Consider the following 23980-nt stretch of genomic DNA (forward strand, 5'->3'; position numbering starts at 1 on the left):
ATGTGAGCGTGACGACATTCCAGCGCGCGCGGAGCGCGGAGCAGCGGGCGGTCCGGCGGACCGCGATCCTGGCGACGGCGGCGACGATGCTGACCGAGATGCCGGTCGCGGACCTCAGCCTGAACGAGCTGAGCCGCCGGGTCGGCCTGGCGAAGTCGAACGTGCTGAACTACTTCGAGTCCCGCGAGGCTGTGCTGCTCGAGCTCTCCAGCACGGAGATCACAAGCTGGGTAGAAGAACTTGCGGCCGCGCTGGCGGACATCCCTGCCACGACTCCGCTGGACGAGCGGGCGGAGCAGTTGGTGGAGGCTGTGGTACGCACGGTGGCCGGGCGGCCGGTGTTGTGCGATCTGATCAGCGCGCAGGCCTCGGTGCTGGAGCGGAACATCTCGACCGAGACAGCGCTGACGTTCAAGCGCTCGGCCGCGGTCGCGTACGCGCGGATGATCGAGGTGGTCGTCGGCGCCGTACCGGAGCTCGGCGCGGAGGGAGCGGGCCGCTTCATCGCCGCCGCGAGCATGCTCGCCGGCGCGATCTGGACCCATTCACATCCCGTTCCGGCGATCGTCGCCGCGTACGAGGCGGACCCGTTGATCCGTACGGTCCAGATGGAGTTCGAGCCGGCGCTGCGCGACAATCTCTGGCTCCTCCTGCAGGGCGCACTCCCCCGCCTCACCTAATAGAGGCGGGGGCGCCCGAGGGTGTTACGGCAGGTAGTAGTTCGGGTTGGGGAGCTTGAAGGTGCGGTCGGCGAAGCCGCCCTTGAGGTCGGAGAACTGGTCGCCGAAGTTCGCCACGATGTCGTAGCCGAGGGACTCGATGTGCGCGCGCGTGGCCGACTTGTAGTGGATCGTCGTACACGAGCCGTTCGGGTCGGCGGCGCAGGCCTGCTTCAGGTAGTCCGGGTAGTCGGCGACGGCCGGCTTGGTGAACAGGCCGTCCTCACCGTTGCTCAGGGCGGTCGGCTTGGGGTAGCCCGCGTCGACACCGATGCCGTCCGCGGTCAGGTTGCCCAGCGTCGCCTGCTCCTGCGCGGCACCGCGGCCGGTCAGGAAGAAGATCGCGTAGCCCTCACGCTCGGCGGTCTTCACCAGGTCGACCATGCCCGGTACGGCGGGGAACCGCTGGTTCAGCACGAAGTCCGCGTTGGTCGCCGGGTTGAACGCCCAGTTGCTGAAGATCTCGTAGTTCCAGGTCGCCAGCGAGGTGTCGTCGACGTCGAGCAGGATCGCCTTGGTCTTCTTGGTGTGATGCGACGCCGAGATCCAGCGGGTGCCCGCGGCGGCGACCGAGCGCGCTTCCTTGGCGTAGTTGCTGTCCGGTGCGAACGTACCGCTGCCGAGCGGATCGCCGTAGTAGTTGCGCAACTGCTGACGCAGGACGTCGATGTTGGTGACCTGCTTCTCACTGCGCGGCGTCGACGTCTGAATCGCCGGCTGCGGCGACGCGGCCCCGGCCGAGTACGCGACTCCACCGACGACGGACGCCATCGCGACAGCGGCGACGCCGGTCAGAACCACTCGACGGGACGGCCGGCGCCAGGAACGGATGACCATGGTGACCTCTCCAAAACGAGCTGATGCTTGCCAGGGCAAACTAACTCCATTCGGCACCAATACACCCGCTCACACCCTCAACTTCAGGGGAATCCTCCGTTTCAGACCTGCTTCACGTAGCGGTGGCACGGCACCGGCAACGTCCCGGTCTCGACGGTGGCCGGGTAGTCGAAAGCACCTCCGTCGGCCCAGCCACTGCGCTCGTAGAAGCGCCTGGCGCGGGCATTGCCGGTGGCGACCGCGAGCCACGCTTCCCTGTGTCCGTGGGCTTTCACCTGCCGCTCGGCTTCACTGAGTAGCGTCCCGGCTACTCCGGATCCACGATGATCGCGCGACACGTACACCTGCTCGACCTCATCCCCCACCACCATCACGAACCCGGCCACCTCGTCGCCGACGACCGCGACCGTTGTGTCGGCGATCCGGTCCGCGGCCCGGGTCCAGAACGACTCCTTGGTCCGGATCGCCACCAACTCCTCCGGCACATGCCCGATGTGCCCGTCCCCCCACCCGGCGTACCAGATCGCGGCAACGGCATCAGCGTCATCGGGTACGGCGGCGCGCACGGTCACAGTCATGGAGTCAGGGTAAGCACCAGCGAGGCACACGCCATGACCAGGAAGAACACCGCAAGCCCGAACTGCGCGGTGAAATCCGCGGCTCGCACATGCGTGTACAAGGCGCACACGAAGAACAGCACCAGCCCGATCGCGGCAGCGGCCACCAGCACCGGAAGCCCCGCAATCAAACCGGCGAGAAGCCCGGCGGCCCCGGCGGTCTTCAACGTCCCGATCGGGAACGTCAGCCATGACTCCGGTACGTCGGCCTTCGCCATGCCGGGCAGAATCGCCTGCCAGTGCAGGAGGGCCGCGATTCCGGAGAAGGCGTTCAAGGCAACGGTCACGGCGACAACGGCAACGGCGACAGCGGTCATCTCAGTCCACCGCCAGCCGCGCGAGCTTGTCCGGGTTGGTGACGGCGTAGATCCCCGTCACCTGGTTGCCCTCGACCTCCAGCACGATGACAGCGAACGGCGTGTCACCCGACAGCAGCAGCGCCGACGGATCACCGTTGATCGTCCGGTACTGAACGCCGAGTGACGCGACCGGCCGCCGCCGTCCGTCGCCGATGATCAGCGGAGCGATCATGTCGCGGCCCAGCATCGGTCGAAGGCCGGCCGCTCGGGCCTTGCCGCCACCGTCGGCCCACAACGTGACGTCCGGTGCGAGCACCTCCATCAACGCATCCAGATCCCCGCCGACCACAGCGTCGATGAACCGCTGGGTCACCTCCAACCGGACGTGCGGATCCGCAGTGAACCGGGGTCGCCGCGCCTGCACGTGTTCTCGGGCTCGATGCGCCAACTGCCGGACGGCCGCCGGGGTGCGATCCACGATCTCGGCGATCTCGGTGTGCGCGTACCCGAACACCTCGTGCAGCACGAAGACCGCTCGCTCCAACGGCGTCAGGGTCTCGAGTACGACGAGCACCGCCAGCGACACCGCCTCGGCCCGCTCGGCCGGATCGGCCGGCGTGACCACGGGCTCGGGCAACCACGGCCCGACGTACTCCTCCTTGCGCCGGTTGATCGCCGTACGGCGAGCCAGCGCAGCGTTCACCGCGATCCGGACCAGATAGGCGCGCGGATTCTCCACTCCGGACCGTCCGGACCACGCCAGCCAGGTCTCCTGCAGCACGTCCTCGGTGTCGGCGACGCTGCCGAGGATGTTGTAGACGATCGAAAACAGCAACTCGCGCTGGGCGAGGAACACCTCGGTCTCATCGTTGGTCATCACACCCGCTAAGAGTCGTCCGGGCCCGGAAGTGTGACATCAGTCGAGGGAGGCGAGGTGGATGGAGAGGTCGTCGACCATGCGGGCGAGGAGACGCGTCAGGTCGCGGCGGTCGGCGGCGGGCCACTCGGACAGGGCCTCGGCGAACCAGCCGAGGACGACGGCCAGGTACTGACTCACCGCGTCCTGGCCGCGGTTGGTGAGGGCGATCAACCGGGCGCGCGCGTCGGCCGGGTCGACCACGCGTTCCACCAAACCGTCCTTCTCGAGCACCTGGACCTGCCGGGTGACATGTGGTCCCTCGACCTGCATCCGGTGCGCGATCTCGCCGATCCGCAGGGGTTCGCCGGCCGCGTTGAGGATCATCAGGATCGTCATCGCCGGCCGCTCCAGCGTGACCCCGGCTCCGGCCCGGGCGCGCTCGTACAAACGCCCCCGGCCCAGCGTGTTGCTCAGCCGGGTCAGCTGCGGCAGCAGTTCGGCCAGCACGTTCTCCATCGAGACCTCGCTTGAATAGTTACCTAAGTTAGGTATATGTTCCTCGCATCCCCATAAGCCTACCTAAGTTAGGTAACTACCATGATCGATGTCCTCATCGTCGGCGCCGGCCCGACCGGCCTGACCCTCGCCTGTGACCTCGCCCGCCGTGGCATGATGCAAGCGGCGGCGGACAACAACGGTTCCCACGCCCTGCGCAACCTGACCGACGAATTCACCACCGGCCTGACGATCGCCTACCCGGACAGCTCCCTCAACCTGACCGACCACGCCGGTACGCGCGCACCCGGCGGCGTTCACCGCGGACCGGACTGGACAGTGGTAGCCGATGGCAACCAATCACTGCTGGTCCGGCCCGACGGCTACGTCGCGGCCCGCGGACCGCTCGACACCATCGAGAAGTATCAGGCCGGGTCGTACGCCAGGTTCGGACGGAGCCAGCGCTCGACCTCGTCGACCGACAGGCCACGCCGTACGGCGTAGTCCTCGATCTGATCGCGGCCGACGCGACCGACGCTGAAGTAGCGGGACGCGGGGTGCGCGAAGATCAGGCCGCTGACCGCCGCGGCCGGCGTCATCGCGAACGACTCGGTCAGGCCGAGGCCGAGCTTGTCCGCCTCCAGGAGGTGGAAGAGCTCCTGCTTCTCGGTGTGATCCGGGCTGGCCGGGTAACCGAGCGCGGGCCGGATCCCGCGGAACCGCTCCGCGTGCAGATCCTCCAGCACCGGTTCGGCGTCCGGCTCGAACCACCCCCGCCGCGCCTCCAGGTGGATCCACTCGGCGAAGGCCTCCGCCAGCCGGTCGGCCAGGGCCTTCACCATGATCGCCCGATAGTCGTCGTTGCGTTCCTCGTACGACGCGGCCAGCGCCTCGGCACCGTGGATCGCGACGCCGAAGCCACCGAGGTGATCACCGGCCGGCGCGACATAGTCGGCCAGGCAGCGGTTGTGCCGGCCGGCCGGCTTCTCGGTCTGCTGCCGCAGCATCGGGAAGGACACGTCCAGCCCGTCCAGCAGGATGTCGTCGCCCGCACTGTGCGCGGGCCAGAACCCGTACACACCCTCGGCGGTGAACGAGCCGTTCGCGATGATCTCGTCCAGCAACGTGTTCGCGTCGTCGAACAGCTCCCGCGCGACCGGCTGGTCGAGGATCGCCGGGTACTTGCCCTTCAGCTCCCAGGCCAGGAACAGGAACTGCCAGTCGACCATCGCCCGCAGCGTCTCGATGCTCGGAGAAACACGGCGCAGTCCGGTGAAGGCCGGCACCGGGAGTTCGCCGTACTCGACCGGCTCCTTGTTGGCGCGGGCCTGCTCGATCGTCAGCAGCGGGCTGCGCTGCTTGTTGGCGTGCTGCTCGCGCAGCCGCTCCTGCTCGATGCTGTTGCTCTTGGCAAGCGCTTCGGCGCGCTCCTCGTCGAGCAGGTCGGAGACGACACCGACCACCCGGGACGCGTCCAGCACATGCACCGTCGTCCGGTCGTACGCCGGAGCGATCCGGACCGCGGTGTGCTGCTTCGACGTGGTCGCGCCGCCGATCAGCAGCGGGAGCTTGAGCCCACGCCGCTGCATCTCGGAGGCGACGGCAACCATCTCGTCCAGCGAGGGTGTGATCAGCCCGGACAGCCCGATCGCATCGGCGCCCTCGGCAACGGCCGTGTCGAGGATCCTTGCCGCCGGCACCATCACGCCGAGGTCGATCACCTCGTAGTTGTTGCAGCCGAGCACGACGCCGACGATGTTCTTGCCGATGTCGTGCACGTCGCCCTTGACCGTGGCCATCACGATCTTGCCCTGGCCGCGGACCGCTTCGGCGCGTCCTTCCAGCCGGGCCTGCTCCTTCTCGGCCTCCATGAACGGTTCCAGGTAGGCGACCGACCGCTTCATCACCCGGGCGCTCTTCACCACCTGCGGGAGGAACATCTTGCCGGCGCCGAACAGGTCGCCGACGATCTTCATCCCGTCCATCAGCGGGCCCTCGATCACCTCGAGCGGCCGCGGCAACTGCTGCCGGGCCTCCTCGGTGTCGGCCTCGATGTAGTCGACGATGCCGTGCACGAGCGCATGCGACAGCCGCTCCTCGACAGTGCCTTCACGCCAGGACAGGTCGACCTCGCGCTTGGTGCCCTTGCCCTTCACGTTCTCGGCGAAGCTGACCAGGCGGTCGGTGGCGTCGTCGCGCCGGTCGAAGATCACGTCCTCGACGAGCTCCAGCAGGTCCGCCGGGATGTCCTGGTAGACCGCGAGCTGGCCGGCGTTGACGATTCCCATGTCCAGGCCGACCTTGCCCGCGTGGTACAGGAAGGCCGAGTGCATCGCCTCACGGACGATGTCGTTGCCGCGGAACGAGAACGACAGGTTCGAGATGCCGCCGCTGATGTGGACGCCCGGACAGCGTTCCTTGATGAGCGGAAGCGCGTCGATGAAGTTCTTGGCGTAGCCGTTGTGCTCGGCCATGCCGGTGGCGACGGCCAGCACGTTCGGGTCGAAGATAATGTCCTCGGGCGGGAAGCCGATCTTCTGCGTGAGCAAGTCGTAGGCCCGGCCGCAGATCGCTACCTTGCGCTCGACCGTGTCGGCCTGGCCCTGCTCGTCGAAGGCCATCACCACGGCACCCGCGCCGTAGCCGCGGATCCGCCGGGCGCGCTCGAGGAACTCCTCCTCGCCCTCCTTCAGGCTGATCGAGTTGACCACGCCCTTGCCCTGCACGCATTTCAGCCCGGTCTCCAGCACCGACCACTTCGAGCTGTCGATCATGATCGGGATCCGGGCCACCTCGGGCTCGGTCGCGATCAGGTTCAGGAAGGTGGTCATCGCCTGCTCGCTGTCGAGCAGGTCGGCGTCCATGTTCACGTCCAGCAGGTTCGCGCCGCCGCGGACCTGCTCCAGTGCCACGTCCACCGCGGCCTGGTGGTCGTCACCCTCGATCAGCCGGCGGAACCGCGCCGACCCGGTCACGTTGGTCCGCTCGCCGATCATCACGAACCCGGTGTCCGGCACGATCTTGAACGGCTCCAGCCCGGAGAACCGGGTGGTGTTGTCAGCCGGTACGACGGATCGCGGGGTCAGCTCCTTGACCGCGTCGACGATCCGCGCGATGTGGGCCGGCGTCGTACCGCAGCAGCCGCCGACGATGTTGACCAGTCCGGACTCGGCGAATTCCTCGAGCATTCCCGCGGTCTGCTCCGGCGTTTCGTCGTACCCGCCGAAGGCGTTCGGGAGGCCGGCGTTCGGGTGCGAGGCGACGTACGTGTCGGCGAACCGGGCCAGGTCGGCCACGTGCGGGCGCATCTCGGCGGCACCGAGCGAGCAGTTGACGCCGACGACGAGTGGCTTGGCGTGCTCGATCGAGCTCCAGAACGCCTCGACCGTTTGGCCGCTCAGGGTCCGGCCGCTGAGGTCGACGATGGTCACCGAGATCCACAGCGGCAGGTGCGGCGCGACCTCGCGGGCCGCGGCGACGGCCGCCTTCGCGTTGAGGGTGTCGAAGATGGTCTCGATCAGCAGCAGGTCGACGCCGCCTTCGGCCAGCGCGGAGATCTGCTCGGCGTACGCGTCCCGCACCTGCTCGAAAGTCACCGCCCGGTACGACGGGTCCTCGACCCGCGGGGACAGTGACAGCGTGACGTTGAGCGGGCCGATCGAACCGGCCACGAACTTGCCGCCGACCTCGTCCGCGGCCTGGCGGGCCAGGCGGGCGCCGGCGACGTTCATCTCCCGCACGAACGCCTGCAGGCCGTAGTCGGCCTGACCGATGCTCGTCGCGGTGAAGGTGTTGGTGGTGGTGATGTCGGCGCCGGCCGCGAGGTACTGCCGGTGGACGTCGAGAATCACGTCCGGCCGGGTCAGGTTGAGCAGGTCGGGGTCACCGGTGACGTCGTGGGTGTGGTCGCCGAAGCGGTCGCCCAGGAAGTCCTCGGGCTTGAGCTTGGCACCCTGCAGCATCGTGCCCCACGCGCCGTCGAGCACCGCGATTCGCTGATCGAGCAGCTCCCTCAGCGCGGTTTCACTCATCTGCCGTCCCCTCCAGAAAAAAGATTCCGGAGGCGCCCTTGCAGTCAGTGCTCCAGGTCGAGCGTGGCGGACCTGGGTCCGTTGCAGCGCCTCTCGGCCTGGTTGCCCCATGTTAGCGGCGTCACACGCTCAACCAAGCACCCCTGTCCACATCCTAAGACCCCTGCCCAACCCGTGAGCGGGCTAGTAAATGAGGTTTTGGATGGGTGGGGCGTAGAGGTTGGCGATTGCTTCTGGGGTCGCGGTGGCTATCGGGCCGGTTTTGTCCAGGGCCATGGCGGCGCCGAGGCCGAGCAGTTGGGCGGTGATCAGGCCGGCTCGGAGCTCGGCGTCCGGGCCGGTGAGGCGGAGGGCGACGGCACGGATGACCTGGTCGCGAAAATGCTCACGGATCAAGGCGCGTTCGTCACCGCTACCGGCCGCGAAGATGACTCGGACGAGCAGGTCCTGGTTGTTGTCGCGGCGGTAGTTCACCAGCGTGAGTACGGCGTGCCGCCCGAGCTCCTGGTCCGGCGCGGCCAGCAGGAGCTCGGCGGCGTCGCTGAAGTCGGCGACCTGCTCGAACAGCGATTCCTTGTTGCCGAAGTGCTTGACGATCAGTGCGGCGCTCACACCGGCGTCGGCGGCGATCCCGCGCAGTGTGACCGCGTTGTACGGCTGGCGCGCGAACGCCTTCCGCGCGGCCCTCAGGATCGCGGTCCGGCCCGGGTCCGTCACGACGTACCCACCTCGACCGGCGCGGGACGCCGTACCGGGATCAGCAGCACCAGACCGGCCGCGACCACGGCGGCGACGCCGGCGATCACGAAGACGATCAGGTACGCCGACAGCGCTGGCGCGACCTGACCGGCCTTGTTGATCGTGACTCCGGCCAGCACCGTTGCCACGATCGTGCTGCAGATCGCGGAGCCGATCGTGCGCATCAGGGTGTTGAGGCCGTTCGCCGCGGCCGTTTCGGTCACCGGCACAGCATGCATGATCAGGGCCGGGAGTGCCGAGTACGCCACTGCGGTTCCGGCCGACACCACGGTCGCCCCGGCCACGATCCCGGCGACATTGCCGCTGGTGAACAATCGGACGACGTACCCGGCGGCCATCAGCACCGACGCGATCGCCAGCGTGAACCGCGGCCCGCGCGCGTTCGAGATCCGGGCCGACACCGGCGACAGTAGGACCATCGCGACACCACCGGGAAGCAGGCACAGGCCGCTCACCACGATCGACTCGCCGAGCCCGTACCCGGTCCACGTCGGCTCCTGGACCAGCTGCGCGGTCGATAGCGAGTTGGCGTAGAACGAGAACCCGATCAGCAGGGCGCCGAGGTTGGTGAAGAGTACGGCGGGGCGCACCGACACCCTCAGATCGACGAGTGGGCTGGTGGTCCGCAGTTCGTACCAGACCCAGAGCGGGATGATCGCGATCGCGACGACGGACAGTCCGGCGATGGACGCCGTACTCCAGGTGTTGCTCTTGGAGACGGCGAGCAGCAGGCAGACCAGGAACGCACTCAACCCGAGCGCGCCGAGAACGTCGAACCGCCCGCTGGTCCGGACCGCGGACTCGGGCACGATCAGCAGTACCAGGACGATGTCGAGCAGGCCGAGGCCGAGGTTGATCCAGAACATCGTGTGCCAGTTCGCGTACTCCACCACAAGCGTCGCGGCCGGGATCCCGAATGCCGCGCCGACGCCGAGGGTCGAGCTCATGATCGCGATCGACGGGATCACCCGGCGCGGGGGCAACTCGTCGCGCAGGATGCTGATGCCGAGCGGTACGACGGCGATCGCGGCGCCCTGGAACGCCCGGCCGACGATCAGCACCCGCAGCTCGGAACTGCTGGCGCAGAGCAGCGAGCCGATCACCATGGACGACAACGCGATCAGCAGTACGCGGCGCTTGCCGTACATGTCACCGGCCCGCCCGAGCAGCGGCGTGAACACCGCACCGGTGAGCAGCGTCACCGTGATCAGCCAGCTGACGTCGGAGGCGGGGCTGTTGGTGATCTTGGGCAGCTCGGGCAGGAGCGGTACGACGATGGTCTGACTGATCGAGACGAGGACGCCGCAGAAGGCGAGCGCGCCTAGAATCAGGCGTGGATGGACGGCAGGGCGGACGGTCAAGCTGGGTTCCTCACGGCGGTGAACATCTGTTTACTTTCTTTCAGGGTAAACGACCGTTCACCTCGGCTGGAAGTGGCCCAGGAAACCGCTCACCAACTGGACCACGGCCGCCGTGGGTTTGCTCCCTACGGTGATGGCATGAGGATCTTTGTCGCCGGCGCGTCCGGCGTGGTCGGCCGGCTGCTCGTCCCGCTCTTGGTTGCCCAGGGCCACGAAGTGACCGCCCTCAGCCGCCGGGAGCGTGCGGTGGGTTCAGACGCGCGGACCGTCGTCGCGGATGTGTACGACGCTCCCGCACTGCGGACTGTGGTCGCCGCGGCGCGGCCTGAGGTGGTCATCCATCAGCTGACCGACCTGACGTCGCGCGACTTCGCCGCCAATACCCGCATCCGCCGCGAAGGCACCCGCAACCTGGTCGACGCCGCATTGGCCGCCGGCGCCCGCCGCGTGATCTCGCAAAGCATCGCCTGGGCCTACGAACCCGGCGACACCCCCGCGATCGAATCCACACCCTTCGACCTGTCCGCCGCCAATGGCGGCCGGCGCGCATCAGTCGAGGCAGTCGCGGAGCTGGAATCCATCACCGCCGAAGCTCCGGAGTGGGTAGCCCTCCGCTACGGCATGCTCTACGGACCCAACACCTGGTACACCAAGGGCGGCCTGATGGCCGACCTCGCCGTCACCGGCAACCTCCCCACCGGCCCCGACATCACCAGCTTCCTCCACGTCGAAGACGCAGCCCACGCCGCCGCAGCCGCCCTCCACTGGCCGACCGGCCCAGTCAACATCGTCGACAACGACCCAGCCCCCGCCACCACCTGGCTCCCAACATTCACCGAATCCATCGGAGCCCCCGCACCGTCCCCCACCCCCGCCGCGACCCGCACACCGTGGGCACGCGGCGCCTCCAACACCCACGCCCGCACCAACCTGGGCTGGACCCCCATCCACCCAACCTGGCGCACCGACTTCCTCAACTGACCCCGACCCGCGCAGGGTGGCGGGGAGTTGGGGCTGCGGCTGGACGTGGTGATCGGGCCCGGCGCTCTTGGGGAGGAGCGTCGGGCCCGATCGTTCGGTCCGCTTCAGCGGAGGGGGTAGCGCTGGAGGTGGCGGACCGGGTTTGGGGTGGTTGTCAGCGGACGGGGCCTGTGATCAGCTCGATGTCGGCCTTGTGGGACTGGCCGGATTGGTCTGTCCAGCCGACCTCTACCTTGTCGCCGGGGTGCTGGTTGTTCAGCAGGGCCGACAGGCTGTCCGGGGAGTCAACGGTGTGACCGGCGAACGAGGTGATCACGTCACCTGCCGTGATGCCGGCGTCGTCCGCCTTGCCGTCGGCGACCACGTCGCCGACTACCGCGCCGCTGATGCCTTCTGTGGTGACGACCGAGATGCCGAGCATCGCGGACGCTCCGATGTGCACGGTGTCGGACGCCTTGCCGTTCTCGATCTGCTTGGCGATGTCGAGTGCCTCGTTGATCGGGATCGCGTAGCCCTCCGTCGTCGTCCCGCTCCCGTTTCCGGAGCCGTCCCCTTCGCCGGAGCCATTGCCCGAGCCGTCGCCGAAGCCGTTGCCCGACCCGTTCCCGGAGCCGTCGCCGAAGCCGTTCCCGTTACCCGACCCGTCGCCGAAGCCGGAGCCGTCGCCGGGGAATCCGCTGCCGTTCCCGGAGCCGTCGCCGAAGCCGTCGCCGTTGCCGGTGCCGTCGCCGGAGGCCGTCAGGGTCGCGGTGGCGGTGGAGCCGGTGGTCGCGGCGGTCTGGCCCGGACGACCGGGGCCGCCGTTGTTGCCGGTGGATCCGGCGGTGTCGACGCCGATCACCTCGCCGGCCGCGTTCGCCAGCGGGCCGCCGGAGTCGCCGGCCTGGATGTTCGCGTCGGTCTGGATCAGGCCGGTGAGGTTCTCCGGGTCCTGCCCGCTCTCGTCGGTCGCGGTGATCGACTGGTTCAGCCCGGTCACCTTGCCGGCCGCGTAGCTCGGCGTACCGCCGACGCCACCCGCGTTGCCGATCCCGACCACCTGGTCCCCGAGCTTGACGTCGTCGGAGTCACCCGTCTTCGCGGTCTCGAGTCCGGACGCGTCCTTCAGCTTCAGTACGGCGATGTCGTGCTGCTCGTCGTACCCGACCACGCCCGCGGTGTACGTCTTCCCGTTGCCGATGTCGGTCACGGTGATCGAGGTCGCACCTTCGATGACGTGGTGGTTCGTCAGCACTTCACCGTCGGAGGTGAGGACGATCCCGGTACCCGCCGCCCGCGCGCCTTCGTATCCGAGCACGGTGTTCACGTCGACCAGGCCGGGCGACACCTTCGCCGCCACCGAGGCCGCGTCGAACTGCTGCTGGGAGAGCTGCGAGCTACTCCCGCCACTGCGCTGGTCGATGCCCCAGGCAAGCGATCCGGCCACGAGCACTGCGGCGAGCCCGAGCGCTCCCGCACCCAGCAACCGCCGTCCGCGCTTCCGCGGCGCCGGCGGCGGCCCGAACGGGTGCGGCGGATACCCACTGTACGGCGGCTGCCCACCGAACTGCCCGCCGTAATACGGCGCCTGCGGCCCACCGTGATACGCCGCACCCTGCTGTCCGGCGTACGGCGCACCCTGGTACGGCGCCGACTGCTGCGGCCCGCTCGTGTACGGCGCCGGCTGCTGCGGTCCGCCAGGGTTCGGCGCCGGCTGCGGTCCGCTCGTGTAGGGGGCCGGCTGCTGTGGTCCGGCGTACTGGGGGCCGGACTGCGGAGCTCCCGCTTGCCATGGCGCCTGCGGCTGCGCACCAGACTGCTGCGCGCCGGCCTGCCCCGGACCCACCGGCTGCCGCAGGTTCTGCGGGTGCGGACCTGCTTGTTGCGGGGCAGCGTTCTGTCCCGGTTCTTGCGTAGGCCCTTGTGCAGCTTCCTGCCGTCCAGTGCCGTCGTTCATTGCGGTTGCCCTCCTCAGCCCAGTTCCCTCTGCTTTCGAGTAGAGCTCGCGAGGCTGAGAACTCCATCGGGCCAGCCAATGAATCAGCTGAGAATCTTCTGCACCGCCACCACCACCGCCCGGCGCCGCACGATCACGTTCGGCAGATCGAGGCCGTACTCCGGGTTCATCGACGACCAGCTGGTCGCGATCGCCTGGATCAGCGAGAGCAGACTGACCGCGGTGAACTGCCGCGGCACCACCCGCCGCCGCTGGCTGCGGTGCAGCTCATCGAGGCGGCTCTGGTTCACCGCGAGGATCGCCTCCAACGGCTCGCCCTCCGGCCGCTCGAGCCGGTACCAGATCGACAACCGCAGGCGATCCGGATGCGCCTCGAAGTAGTCGAACACCCGCCCGGCATAGGCCGGAAGATCGTCGGCATCGAACCCGACCTCGTCCAGGTACGCCTCAACGGACGCCGTGAACACCGCATCGAACAGCGCGTCCTTGTTGCCGTAGTACGCATAGAGCATCGCCTTGTTACAGCCGGCCACCTCGGCGATCCGGCTCACCCGCGCGCCGGCGATCCCGCGGGCGGCGAACTCCTCGGTGGCGGCCTCGAGGATGCGCGTTCTGGTCCGATCTGCGTTCCGCTGCTGCATGACCCCAGCGTACCAACCAACCGGTTAGTTGATTTCCAACCAACCGGTTGGTTAACTAGCGGTATATCCAACCGTTTGGTTAGTTAGGAATGATCATGAGCAAGATCTGGCTGATCACCGGCAGTTCCCGCGGGCTCGGCCGCGCCCTCACCGAGGCCGTCCTGGCTGCCGGGGACCGGGTCGTCGCCACCGCCCGCAAGCCCGAGCAGCTCGACGACCTGGTCGAGCGGTACGGCGAACAGATCCGGGCGATCACCCTCGACGTCACCGACGCGGCCGCCGCGCGCGCCGCCGTACAGACCGCGCTGGACGCGTTCGGCGGTCTGGACGTGGTCGCGAACAACGCCGGCTATGCGAACAGCCCGCCGATCGAAGAGACCACCGACGCGGACTTCCGGGCACAACTGGAGACGAACCTGTTCGGCGTCGTCAACGTCACCAAGGCCGCGCTCCCGGTGTTCCGCGAGCACCGGGCCGGGCACTTCCTGCAGTTCTCGTCGATCGGTGGCCGGGTCGGCGGGACGCCGGGGATGGGTGCCTACCAGACCGCGAAGTTCGCCGTCGAGGGGCTCTCGGAGGTGCTGAACAACGAGGTGAAGCCATTCGGGGTGAAGGTGACGATCGTCGAGCCGGGAGCGTTCCGGACCGACTGGGGTGGCTCGTCGATGACCATCGCGGCCGTGCACCCCGACTACGACGAGACCGTCGGCGCGATGAACCGCTACCGCCTCGAAACCGACGGCACCCAGGCCGGCGACCCGGCCAAGGCCGCCCGCGCCATCCTCGACGTCGTCGCTCTCGACAACCCGCCTCTCCGCCTCCTGCTCGGCAAAGACGCCCTCACCCACGCCGACCGAGCCTCCCAGTCCCGCGCCGAAGAAGCCGCGACCTGGGCCCACCTCACCACCTCGACCGACTTCGACTGATCCGGCATTCTGTGTCTACACTGTAGATATGATCTACAGTGTAGACACCTCAGCGACCCGGCTGCATGTCGAGCGGACCGGCGAAGGGCCGGCCGTCGTCCTCGTCCCAGGTGGAGGCGGAGACGCCGCGATGTACCGGGACCTGGTGCGGGAGTTGGCCCCGCGGTTCACGGTCATCACCTTCGACCGCCGGGGCAACTCCCGCAGCACCTTGAAAGGCCAACAGCCCGCCGCGCCCGAAGGGCGAGGCCGGCCGGACGGGACGCAGGTGATGGCCGGGCCTGACGTCGGGCTGGTGGCGCAGGGGCGGGATGTGGTGGCGGTGCTGGATGATGCCGGGATCGAGCGGGCGTTCGTGTTCGGGAACAGCGCCGGCGCGCTCGTCACGCTCGGGCTGCTCACGGAGCACGCCGATCGCATCGCCGCCGCCGTGGTGCACGAGCCACCGATCATCCAGGTGCTGCCGGACGCGGCCGAGCGTGCGGCGTACTTCGACGACCTGGGACGGATCGCCGAGCGCGAAGGCTCACTCCCCGCCATGCTGAAGTTCGCAGCAGGCACGATGGACAAGCCGACCAAACTGTTCGACGCAAGAGCCTGCCGCACGATCGGCGCGGCCGGCGTCAGGCTGGCGAAGCGGCTGGCCCCCAAGAACGAGATGAACCGGCTGTTCGGGAACGCCGACATCCTGATGCGGTCCGAGATGCCGGCCTTCGTCCGCTACCAACCGGACCTCGCCGCCTTGCGTCGAACGCCCGTACGGTGGGCGTTCGGCGTCGGTGCGGACAGCGAAGGCCGGTACTACAGTCGCCCCGCACGACAGTTGAGTGCGGAGCTCGGCATACCGTGTCTGGAGTTTCCGGGCGGTCATCTCGGCTATCAGCGCTACCCACCAGAGTTCGCCCGCCGGTTGGAGGACTTCATCGATGGCTGATCGCACCCCGCCGACGCGGACCATGCTCAACCGCGAGTACATCGCCACGGTCGCGCTCGATCTGATCGATCGAATCGGGCTGGCCAAGTTCTCGATGCGCAAGCTCGGCGCCGAGCTCGGCGCGGACCCGATGGCCGCCTACCGCCACTACGCCGACCAGGAAGACCTGTACGACGGCATCGCCGAGCTCCTGTTCGACCGCCTGGACACCGACTCCTTGCCCTGGGCAAAGGGTTGGCGGGAGGTGTCTGCGACGTACTGCGAACGTCTTCGCGACACCCTGCTCGAGCATCCGCACGCCGTCACGCTGTTCGCCTCCCGCCCGGTCCGCTCCCCCGCCGCCATTGCCACCGGCAACCGCATGATCGAGACCCTGACCGCCGACGGCTTCCCGCCGGCCGGCGCGCTGCGGATCAGCCGATCCCTTCGTGAGTTCACCATCGGCCACGCCCTCACCATGGCCGTCCTCACCCTCGGCACCGAGCACCGCAGCCGCAGGCCGGCGCCCACCGATCCCGCCTACAACCTGCTCGCCGAGGCGGCCGACGGCGCCACACCAGGCGACCACTTCCACCCCGGCCTGCAGGCCATGCTCGACGGATTCAGCGCAGCTCGCGGAAGAACTCGCGGACGTCGGTGATCAGGAGTTCCGGCTCCTCCAGCGCCGCGAAGTGGCCGCCGTGGTCGACGTCGGTCCAGCGGGTGATCGTGTTGTCCCGCTCGGCGTACCGGCGGATGCAGACGTCGTGGGCGAACGCCAGGACCGCGGTCGGCACTCCGGAGTTCTCGAGCTGGGTCCCCCACGGCGCCTGCTGGGCGTACCCGACGTACGCCGCTGAGCCCGCGGTGCCGGTGAGCCAGTAGATCATCACGTTGGTGAGCAGCCGGTCCCTGCTGATGATTGCCTCGGGCAAGGTTTCGAGCGGATACGTCCAGGCGCGGAACTTGTCCATGATCCAGGCCAGCTGACCGACCGGGGAGTCCACCAGTCCGTAGGCCACCGTCTGCGGCCTGGTCGATTGGATCGAGATGTAGCCGAACTCCTCCTGCAGGAACCGGCCGATCCGGGCGATCCGGTCCTGCTCGAGCGGAGTGAGCGTCGCCAGCTCCTCCTCCGGCAGCGGGAACGGCGGCAGCGAAGGCCCGCCGTTGGTGTGGACCCCGACGACCTTGTCCCGGGCAGCGCGCGCCACCGCCGGCGACACAGCCCCACCGATGTCACCACCTTGCACGCCGTACCGTTCGTAGCCGAGCTGCTCCATCAGCACGGCCCACACCTCACCGACCCGCTCCCTGCCCCAACCGCTCTTCGACACCGGACCGGAGAACCCGAACCCCGGCAGCGACGGAATCACCAGATGGAACGCGTCCGCGGCGTCGCCGCCGTGCGCGACCGGGTCGGTGAGCGGCCCGATCAGATCCAGGAACTCGACGATCGACCCCGGCCACCCGTGCGTCAGCACCAGCGGCAGCGCGTCGGGCTCCGGCGACTTCACGTGCAGGAAGTGGATCCGCTGACCGTCGATCTCGGTCGTGAACTGCGGATACGCGTTGAGCTCGGCCTCCGCGGCCCGCCAGTCGTACTTCGTCCGCCAGTAGTCCACCAGCTCGGTCAACCAGGAGACCGGTACGCCGGTGTCCCAGTCGTCACCGGGCAGCGGCGCGGGGAGGCGGGCTCCGGCCAGCTTGGCCGCCAGGTCGTCGAGGGTGCTCTGCGGAATGTCGATGCTGAAGGACTTGATCATGTCTCGACTCTGCCACCTGGTTAGGACAGCTTCGGTCCTAACCAGGTGACAGAATCAGAAGCATGTTGGAAACGTCCGCGAGGCTGCTCAAACTGCTGTCGCTCCTGCAGTCGCCGAGAGACTGGAGTGGCGCCGCGCTCGCCGCCGAGCTCGGTGTCGGAGTCCGCACCGTCCGCCGGGACGTCGAGAAGCTGCGCAATCTCGGCTATCCGGTCGACGCCGTACCAGGACTGGCCGGCTACCGGCTCGGTGCCGGAGCGGCCCTGCCACCGCTGCTGCTGGACGACGAGGAGGCAGTGGCGGTCGCGATCGGCTTGCGCGCGGCCGCGACCGGCAGCGTGGCCGGCATCGAGGAGTCGTCGGTCCGGGCCCTGACCAAGCTCGAACAGGTCCTGCCGTCCCGGCTGCGGCATCGCGTCAAGCTGCTCCAAGACGTCGCCGTGACCCCGGCCGGCGGGCCGTCGGTGCAGCCGGACGTGCTGCTGGCGGTCGCCGCCGCCGCTCGCGATCACCAGCGCCTGCGCTTCGACTACCGCAACCACGACGGTACGGCGACCACCCGTACGACGGAGCCGCATCGACTCGTGCACATGGGCCGGCGCTGGTACCTGGTGGCCTGGGATCTCGACCGCGACGACTGGCGCACGTTCCGGCTGGATCGACTGGAGCCCCGGATCCCGACCGGGCCGCGATTCACTCCCCGCGAGGTGCCGGACCAGGACCGGACCGAGCGCGGGATCGCGTCCGGCGGCTACCGCTATCAGGCGCGCTTCCTGGTCCAGGCCTCGGCCGAGCAGCTCACCGATCGTTTCGCGGCCAGCGTCGCGACGGTGACTCCGGTCGACGCGTCGACGACCCTGGTCGAGGCCGGAAGCAACTCGCTCGACGAACTCGCCCTCCACCTCGGGTTGCTCGGATACCCGTTCGAGGTCCAGTCGCCGCCGGAACTGATCGACCATGTCCAGGCGCTGGCGACGCGCTTGGCTGCCTCGGTCGGGCCGGGTTGAGCGGTAGCGTTCAGTCATGTTGCTCGCGGGGGTGGAGGATCGGTACGTCGAGACAGTCCTCGGCCGGATCCGGTTGCGGGTCGGCGGCTCGGGGCCGGCGATGCTGTTCTGGCCGAGCTTGCTGATGGACGGCACCCTGTGGTCCGGGCAGGTCGCGCACTTCATCGATCGTTTCCAGGTCGTGCTCGTCGATCCGCCAGGGCACGGTGGCAGCACACCATTGACCGGGCCGTTCACCTTCGAGCAGTGCGCCGACGTGATCCTCGCGATCGCCGACGACCTCGGGGCCGGGCGACTGCATGTCATCGGCAACAGTTGGGGCGGGATGATCGGCGGCACGTTCGCCGCCCTGCACCCGGACCGGACCGGCATCGCCGTACTGATGAACGCGACCGCCTCGCCGGCCGGCCTCCGGCAGAAGCTCGAGTACGGCGTACTCACGCGGACGGCGCGGCTCCTCGGCGGGATCCGCGGACCCCTCACCGGACCGGTGCGGGACGCGTTCCTCGGGCCGACCGCCAAACGCGAGAAGCCGGAGGTCGTTGCCACGGTCAACGATCTCGCCGGCCGGGTGGACATCGGCTCCGGGCGGCACGCCGTCACCAGTGTGGTCCCCCGGCGGCCCGACCAACGCGAGCTCTTCCGAAGGATCCGCACCCCGGTCCTGGTCGTCGCAGGCGCCGAGGACACCACGTTCGGAGTCGACGAGACCGAGGAGATGGCGGACTCGATCCCCGGCGCGCGGTTCGTCGTACTGGAACAGTCCGCCCACCTGGCCGCGCTCGAGTCCCCCACCGAGGTGAACGCCCTGATCGACGACTTCCTCGCCGATCAGGGCGATCCCTGAGGGTCAGTGGTTGCTGACGACGGCCCCGGTCTTCGGGTCCAGGATCAGCTTCTTGCTGCTCGGGTGCTGCCGGAAGTCGAACATGCCGGTCAGGCTGCCGGCGCGCTGGTCGAACGAGTGGTCGCCGATCTGGCCGGTCCGCCAGTTGTCCTCGATGAACTTCAGGATCGAGCTCTGGTCGGTCAGCGTGTGGTCGACGTGATTGCTCTTCGCGTACGGCGAGACCACCAGCAGCGGCAGGCGCGGGCCGTAGCCGCACCGGTCGGCGTAGCCGCCGGACACCGGAGCCTTGCCGCACAGCGCCGACTGGTCCAGCGTGGCGTCCTTGGAGCCGTTGACGGTCGGCGGCGTGACGTGGTCGTACCAGCCGTCGGAGTCGTCGTAGGCCAGGACGACCGCGGTCGACGACCACTCCTTGGACTTCTGCAGCTGGTTGATCTCCTTGACGATGAACGCCTGCTCGTCCAGCGGGTCGGAGTACCCGGCGTGACCGTCCTGGTACTCGCCGGCCTTCAGGAAGCTGACCGCCGGCAGGTTGTTCGCCGCCAGCGCCGCGTCGAAGTCCGACGTGTCGTACTGGTGGTTGGCCTGGTCGGTGTAGCCGATGGTCGTCACCGAGCTCGGCGGCAGGTGCTTCGGGTTCGCCGTCGACTGGTAGTACATGAACGGCTCGTGGTGCGGGCTGTAGTCCTGCGCCGCGATGCCGCCGACGTTGGGGTGGGTGGCGCCGCAGACTGCCTTGCCGTTGGCGGAACCGGTCGGCTTGAAGCCGCCCTGGAACCAGCCCCAGGTGACGTGTTTCTGGTTCAGCAGGTCACCGATGTTCTGGCCATGCACAGCGGCCAGGTTGTTCGTCGACTTGCCGTTGTTGTTGGAGCAGTCGTCGTAGAACGGGTCGGGGTCGTTGGTGATGGTGCCGATCCCGGTCTTGTCCGGCGACTGCACCGCGTACGCGTCGGTCGTCGGCTGACCGGTCTTCGGGTCCATCGCCTGGGCGCCGTGGGTCTGACCGGAGATCAGGTTCAGCGCACCCGGGGTGGACGGGCCGTACACCGTGCCGAACGAGTTGTCGCTCAGCGCGTAGTGCTGGGCGTAGTTCCACATCGCGGTGACGGTGTTGCCGTCGTAGTAGTCCATCACCAGGCCCGGCTCGCCGAACAGCACCGGCTGGCCGGTGCACTTGTCCGTCTCGGTGTTCTCGACGAACTTGTCGTCCTTGCCGCCGTTGACGGCCTTCTGCTCCGGACCGTAGCCATGGTTCTGGTCGCAGGTCAGCGCCTGCGAGGGCGCCAGCCGCTTCGGGTCGTAGGCGTTCGGGTTCTTCGTCAGCAGCTTCTTGGACAGCCCGTTCACCTTGGGCGTATGCCGGTCCGCCGTGAACGGCGTGCCGATCTCGTTGGTGGCGTTCGGGTACGTGCCGAAGTAGTGGTCGAACGAGATGTTCTCGCCGAAGATCACCACCACATGCTTGATCGGCGTGGCCGGGTCGGCCGGCCGATAGGAATAGGCGGCGTTGGTCACCTGATGGGTGTCGCCGCCGCTGCTACAGCCGGCCAGCAACAGTCCAGTCGCGGCCACAGCGGCCGTGGCTGCGACACGGAGTCTTGCACGCATGCCTTCTCCTCTTGAGTTACTCATGCCAGCAACGACCGCCCGAAGTGGTCGTTGCCGTCCCGAACACCGGGAAGCGCGAAGAAATAGCCGCCGCCGACCGGCCGGATGTAGTCGACGAGGGGCTCGTCGATCAGCCGGGTCTGCACGGCCTCGAACTGCCGGGCGACGTCCTGCTGGTAGCAGCAGAACAGCAGCCCCATGTCCAGGTCCCCGATCGAGTCGGTGCCCTTGTCGTAGTTGTAGCCGCGGCGCAGGAACTGGCTGGCCGCGGTGCCCGCGGTACGGGGGTTGGCCATCCGGATGTGGCTGGTCAGCGGGATCGCGCTGCCGGTCGGATCGGCAGGGTAGTCGGGGATATCGGTCTCGCGGTTGCCGTCCAGCGGCGCACCGGAGTCCCGCCGCCGGCCGAACATGTTCTCCTGCTCGCCGACCGGCACCCGGTCCCAGAACTCGACCAGCATCCGGATCTGGCGCAGCACCTGGTAGCTGCCGCCCGCGGTCCAGGCCGGCTCGCCGTTACCCTGTCCCACCCACACAAGCTTGTCGTGGTCGGCCGGCGCCGGCTTGACGATGCCGTCCTTGAAGCCCATCAGGTTGCGCTGCGTGCCGGACGGCCGTGGCGGGCTCTGGAAGCCGTCGACCCGCCAGCGCAGCTGCATCGCACCGCGGGTGTGCCGGGCGATGTCCCGCAGCGCGTGCAGCACGGTGTCGGTCTCCGACGCGCACAGTTGCAGGCTCAGATCCCCGTGACACTGGCTCTCGTCCAGGCTGTCGTTCGGGAACTCCTTCATCGGCTTGAGCTTGGCCGGCTTGAGAGCCTTGAGCCCGTACCGGTCGTCGAACAGCGATGCTCCGACGCCGACGGTGACCGTCAGGTCGTCGCCGGGCATACCCGGCCCGAGTACGCCGGAATCGGCCGGCGGAGCGGTGATACCCAGCGGCGGCAGTGCACCGCCCGTGGTGAGCAGTCGCGCCCGCTCGGTCAGCGTCTGGAACAGCTCGGTGAGCTCGCCCTTGTCCGCCGCGATCACGTCGAACGACGCGAAGATCGCCTGCTTCTGTTGATCGGTGGTGATGCCGGCCTGATGGACGCCGTGAAACGGCACAGAGGTCGTCGTCGCCGCATCAGCCGACAGCCCGGAGACCGCTGCGGCACTGGCACCGGTCACAGCCGCCGCGCCGGCACCGGCCAGCGCGCCACGCAGGAAGGATCGACGGCTGGTCATGAACCTCTCCGGACTTCGCAGATGGCGGCAACAGGGGCGAGCTTCTCCAGCAGTTCACCGACCGCGCCGTCGAGCTGTTCGCGCGTGGTCCGGTCCAACCGGTCGACCGGGGTGTTCTCGTACGCGGTCAGCAGCGCGCGTACACGGGCTTCCCACTTCTGCACCTGGGGCAGGTCGGGGTAGCGGGGCTTGAGCACCGGGTTCAGGATGGCCAGCACCTTCGCCGTACCGTCCAGGTTGGCCAGCGCGGTGTTCAGCGACGTACCGCTGCCTTGGTCGTTCTCGCCGGTCAGCTCCAACTGGAGGGCGTTCTCCATGATCTCGTGGGCGCGCAGCCCGAGATCGTTCGGATCCACCTGCTCGTTGGGCAGATCAGCCCGCAAGCTGTGGACGTTGGCGGCCAACTGGTCCGCGATCGGCTTCAGGCCGGCGGCGGACGCGTTCTGCCACAGGCCCCTTTCCAACGGGTGGAAGCCGGCATCGGATCCGTCGATCTTGTCGGCGAAGTCGCCGAACGCGTCGTACGCCGCACCGAGCGAGTTGTACGCCAGGTGCGCGGGCAGCCAGTCGGCCCGGGCAGCGGCCAGGTTGCCGGCGTCCACGTCACTGCGCAGCTTGTCGGTCCTGACGGCCAGCCCGGCGACGCCGGCGGCGACCGCGGCCTCGTACTGCTTCACCAGCGGCAACATGTCGTTCTTGGTGACGGCCACCACGGCCGGGCCACCCTTGGCGTCGCCCCCGAGCGTGACACTCGGACCGGTGATGGCGTCGGTGTCCTCGATCAGGCAGCGGATCGCGTACCGGCCGGCGCCCAGCTGCACGTCCATCGGCGCGCTCGTGTTCGGCCCCAGGCCCTCGACCTCGCCGTACACCTTGTTGCTGCTGAGCTCGACGAGGTCGACCTCGGCGGCCGCATCGCCGGTGTTGTGCACGATCAGCGTCTGCCGACCGCTCTTCGGGTCGGTCCAGCCCTGGCCGCACTGGCTGCGGGACACAGTGATCTGGGGCGGGCCGCTGGCCGCTGCAGCGGAGCCCGTCCAGGGCCGCCACACCGCCACCGCCACCAGCGCGGCCACACCGACCAGGGCGATCGCCGCCGGAAGCGGACGGGGACTGCGCACGAGAAGTCGCTCCTGATGATCGGCCAAATTTCCATTCGTGGGAAATATAAATCGCCGGTCACCGGAGTCGGGCAGTGTTGGCCCACTCGTCACGCAGTGTTCGTCTAGCGGCGGGAGGGGACCGTCGTGCGACTGAGGTCGGAGGCGACCACGACCTCGCCGGAGAACTCGGCGGCGGCTTCCTCGTAGAAGCGCTCAGGCTCCAGATAGCGTTGGGAGAAATGCGTCAGCACCAGCTTCCGCACCCCGCATTCGGCCGCGACCCGAGCGGCCTGACGAGCGGTGAGGTGGCCGAAGCGACGGGCCAGCTCGGACTCCGACGACAGGTACGTGGACTCGATCACGAGCAGGTCGGCATCATCGGCCAAGCGGAGCACGTTCTCGCACAGCCGGGTATCCATGACGAAGGCGAACCGCTGACCTCGACGAGGTTCGCTGACGTCCTCGATCCGCACCGTCCGGCCGTCGACCTCGAGTGCGCCGGCCTGCTGGAGACGACCGATGCCCGGCCCAACGATGCCGAGGGCAGCGAGCTTGTCCGGCAGCATCCGGCGGCCGTCGGGCTCGATCAACTGGTAGCCGAAGGTCTCGATCGGGTGTTCCAGCCGACGGGCCCAGAGCTGGCCGAAGGATCCGACCGAGAGCAACCCGTCCTCCTCGACCGGCTCCTCCAGCACCTCGGCACGCTCGAAGAAGGACGCTGCGTACCGCAGGCGACTGAAATACGTCTGCCCGGACGCCGGGTAGTGCGCACGAACGGGATGCGGTACGTCGTCCAGCGACAGCCGCTGCACGATCCCCGGTACGCCGAGGCAGTGGTCACCGTGGAAATGCGTGACGCACAGCCGCGTGATCGCACCGGCCGCGATCCCGGCGTACAGCATCTGCCGCTGGGTGCCCTCACCCGGATCGAACAGGAAGCCCTCGTCGTCCCAGCGCAGGAAGTACCCGTTCTGCGTGCGTTCCCGGGACGGCACCTGACTGCCGGTGCCCAGCACAACCAGTTCACGCACGCGCCCAACAGT

At 68.5% G+C, this 23980-nt stretch carries 23 protein-coding genes and 1 riboswitch; of the genes, 8 read left to right on the top strand and 15 right to left on the bottom strand.

The window, feature by feature from the left end; all coding sequences use genetic code 11:
• Positions 1–8 precede the first annotated feature (8 nt).
• Complete coding sequence (locus tag ACZ3HV_RS32110) at positions 9–680, top strand: TetR/AcrR family transcriptional regulator (protein ID WP_465689747.1); 672 nt, start codon at positions 9–11, stop codon at positions 678–680.
• 24 nt (positions 681–704) lie between these two features.
• Here the strand turns inward: ACZ3HV_RS32110 and ACZ3HV_RS32115 are convergent, their stop codons facing one another.
• The 5 genes from ACZ3HV_RS32115 to ACZ3HV_RS32135 form a co-directional block, all read right to left on the bottom strand.
• Positions 705–1556, bottom strand: a complete 852-nt coding sequence (locus ACZ3HV_RS32115) for an HAD family acid phosphatase (protein ID WP_465689749.1) — start codon at positions 1554–1556, stop codon at positions 705–707.
• Between the two features lie 101 nt (positions 1557–1657).
• Positions 1658–2134 carry a GNAT family N-acetyltransferase gene (locus ACZ3HV_RS32120; protein ID WP_465689751.1) on the bottom strand — a complete coding sequence of 159 codons (477 nt, stop codon included), beginning with the start codon at positions 2132–2134 and terminating at the stop codon, positions 1658–1660.
• A complete protein-coding gene (locus ACZ3HV_RS32125; protein ID WP_465689753.1) occupies positions 2131–2490 on the bottom strand; it encodes a DoxX family protein in 360 nt (119 codons plus the stop codon). Before ACZ3HV_RS32125 ends, ACZ3HV_RS32120 begins: the two co-directional genes overlap by 4 nt.
• Before the next feature lies 1 nt (position 2491).
• The gene (sigJ, locus tag ACZ3HV_RS32130; RefSeq protein ID WP_465689755.1) at positions 2492–3349 is read right to left on the bottom strand and encodes an RNA polymerase sigma factor SigJ; all 858 of its coding nucleotides are present in this window, start codon (positions 3347–3349) and stop codon (positions 2492–2494) included.
• A gap of 39 nt (positions 3350–3388) precedes the next feature.
• Positions 3389–3847 carry a MarR family winged helix-turn-helix transcriptional regulator gene (locus tag ACZ3HV_RS32135; RefSeq protein ID WP_465689757.1) on the bottom strand — a complete coding sequence of 153 codons (459 nt, stop codon included), beginning with the start codon at positions 3845–3847 and terminating at the stop codon, positions 3389–3391.
• Between the two features lie 81 nt (positions 3848–3928).
• Between ACZ3HV_RS32135 and ACZ3HV_RS32140 the strand changes: the two genes are divergently transcribed.
• The gene (locus tag ACZ3HV_RS32140) at positions 3929–4330 is read left to right on the top strand and encodes an FAD-dependent monooxygenase (protein WP_465689759.1); all 402 of its coding nucleotides are present in this window, start codon (positions 3929–3931) and stop codon (positions 4328–4330) included.
• Here ACZ3HV_RS32140 and metH read toward each other — a convergent pair.
• The 3 genes from metH to ACZ3HV_RS32155 all read right to left on the bottom strand — a co-directional run bounded on the left by metH (position 4252) and on the right by ACZ3HV_RS32155 (position 9977).
• Positions 4252–7857 (bottom strand): methionine synthase, encoded by a 3606-nt coding sequence (gene metH, locus ACZ3HV_RS32145; protein WP_465689761.1) that lies wholly within the window; start codon positions 7855–7857, stop codon positions 4252–4254. The genes ACZ3HV_RS32140 and metH overlap by 79 nt on opposite strands.
• A gap of 23 nt (positions 7858–7880) precedes the next feature.
• A riboswitch (S-adenosyl-L-homocysteine riboswitch) is annotated at positions 7881–7958 on the bottom strand.
• An 82-nt stretch (positions 7959–8040) separates the two neighbouring features.
• A complete protein-coding gene (locus ACZ3HV_RS32150; RefSeq protein WP_465689762.1) occupies positions 8041–8574 on the bottom strand; it encodes a TetR/AcrR family transcriptional regulator in 534 nt (177 codons plus the stop codon).
• Entirely contained in the window at positions 8571–9977 is a 1407-nt protein-coding gene (locus ACZ3HV_RS32155) for an MFS transporter (protein ID WP_465689764.1), read from the bottom strand. Before ACZ3HV_RS32155 ends, ACZ3HV_RS32150 begins: the two co-directional genes overlap by 4 nt.
• Before the next feature lie 138 nt (positions 9978–10115).
• Here ACZ3HV_RS32155 and ACZ3HV_RS32160 point away from each other — a divergent pair, with 138 nt between their 5' ends.
• A complete protein-coding gene (locus ACZ3HV_RS32160) occupies positions 10116–10958 on the top strand; it encodes an NAD-dependent epimerase/dehydratase family protein (protein ID WP_465689766.1) in 843 nt (280 codons plus the stop codon).
• Positions 10959–11112: 154 nt separating this feature from the next.
• Here ACZ3HV_RS32160 and ACZ3HV_RS32165 read toward each other — a convergent pair whose 3' ends face one another.
• Positions 11113–12894 (bottom strand): S1C family serine protease, encoded by a 1782-nt coding sequence (locus ACZ3HV_RS32165; protein WP_465689768.1) that lies wholly within the window; start codon positions 12892–12894, stop codon positions 11113–11115.
• Positions 12895–12977: 83 nt separating this feature from the next.
• Positions 12978–13535 carry a TetR family transcriptional regulator gene (locus ACZ3HV_RS32170; RefSeq protein WP_465689770.1) on the bottom strand — a complete coding sequence of 186 codons (558 nt, stop codon included), beginning with the start codon at positions 13533–13535 and terminating at the stop codon, positions 12978–12980.
• Positions 13536–13630: 95 nt separating this feature from the next.
• Here ACZ3HV_RS32170 and ACZ3HV_RS32175 point away from each other — a divergent pair, with 95 nt between their 5' ends.
• The 3 genes from ACZ3HV_RS32175 to ACZ3HV_RS32185 are packed head-to-tail and all read left to right on the top strand — an operon-like array spanning position 13631 to position 16035.
• The gene (locus ACZ3HV_RS32175; protein WP_465689772.1) at positions 13631–14461 is read left to right on the top strand and encodes an oxidoreductase; all 831 of its coding nucleotides are present in this window, start codon (positions 13631–13633) and stop codon (positions 14459–14461) included.
• A 28-nt stretch (positions 14462–14489) separates the two neighbouring features.
• Positions 14490–15395: an alpha/beta fold hydrolase gene (locus ACZ3HV_RS32180; RefSeq protein ID WP_465689774.1), complete on the top strand. Its 906-nt coding sequence runs from the start codon at positions 14490–14492 to the stop codon at positions 15393–15395.
• Entirely contained in the window at positions 15388–16035 is a 648-nt protein-coding gene (locus ACZ3HV_RS32185; RefSeq protein WP_465689776.1) for a TetR/AcrR family transcriptional regulator C-terminal domain-containing protein, read from the top strand. Before ACZ3HV_RS32180 ends, ACZ3HV_RS32185 begins: the two co-directional genes overlap by 8 nt.
• Here ACZ3HV_RS32185 and ACZ3HV_RS32190 read toward each other — a convergent pair.
• The gene (locus ACZ3HV_RS32190; protein WP_465689778.1) at positions 15998–17140 is read right to left on the bottom strand and encodes an epoxide hydrolase family protein; all 1143 of its coding nucleotides are present in this window, start codon (positions 17138–17140) and stop codon (positions 15998–16000) included. The genes ACZ3HV_RS32185 and ACZ3HV_RS32190 overlap by 38 nt on opposite strands.
• Before the next feature lie 62 nt (positions 17141–17202).
• On the opposite strand from ACZ3HV_RS32190, the gene ACZ3HV_RS32195 reads away from it, so the two are divergent.
• Both ACZ3HV_RS32195 and ACZ3HV_RS32200 read left to right on the top strand, forming a co-directional pair.
• Entirely contained in the window at positions 17203–18147 is a 945-nt protein-coding gene (locus ACZ3HV_RS32195; RefSeq protein WP_465689780.1) for a helix-turn-helix transcriptional regulator, read from the top strand.
• 16 nt (positions 18148–18163) lie between these two features.
• A complete protein-coding gene (locus tag ACZ3HV_RS32200) occupies positions 18164–18994 on the top strand; it encodes an alpha/beta fold hydrolase (protein ID WP_465689782.1) in 831 nt (276 codons plus the stop codon).
• 3 nt (positions 18995–18997) lie between these two features.
• On the opposite strand, the gene ACZ3HV_RS32205 is transcribed toward ACZ3HV_RS32200, so the two are convergent.
• The 4 genes from ACZ3HV_RS32205 to ACZ3HV_RS32220 form a co-directional block, all read right to left on the bottom strand.
• A complete protein-coding gene (locus tag ACZ3HV_RS32205) occupies positions 18998–20608 on the bottom strand; it encodes a phospholipase C (protein WP_465689784.1) in 1611 nt (536 codons plus the stop codon).
• Between the two features lie 20 nt (positions 20609–20628).
• Complete coding sequence (gene efeB / locus ACZ3HV_RS32210; RefSeq protein ID WP_465689786.1) at positions 20629–21834, bottom strand: iron uptake transporter deferrochelatase/peroxidase subunit; 1206 nt, start codon at positions 21832–21834, stop codon at positions 20629–20631.
• Positions 21831–22955 (bottom strand): EfeM/EfeO family lipoprotein, encoded by a 1125-nt coding sequence (locus tag ACZ3HV_RS32215; RefSeq protein ID WP_465689788.1) that lies wholly within the window; start codon positions 22953–22955, stop codon positions 21831–21833. Before ACZ3HV_RS32215 ends, efeB begins: the two co-directional genes overlap by 4 nt.
• A 104-nt stretch (positions 22956–23059) precedes the next feature.
• The gene (locus ACZ3HV_RS32220; RefSeq protein WP_465689790.1) at positions 23060–23968 is read right to left on the bottom strand and encodes a ribonuclease Z; all 909 of its coding nucleotides are present in this window, start codon (positions 23966–23968) and stop codon (positions 23060–23062) included.
• Positions 23969–23980 lie beyond the last annotated feature (12 nt).

The organism is Kribbella sp. NPDC020701 (assembly GCF_055562215.1).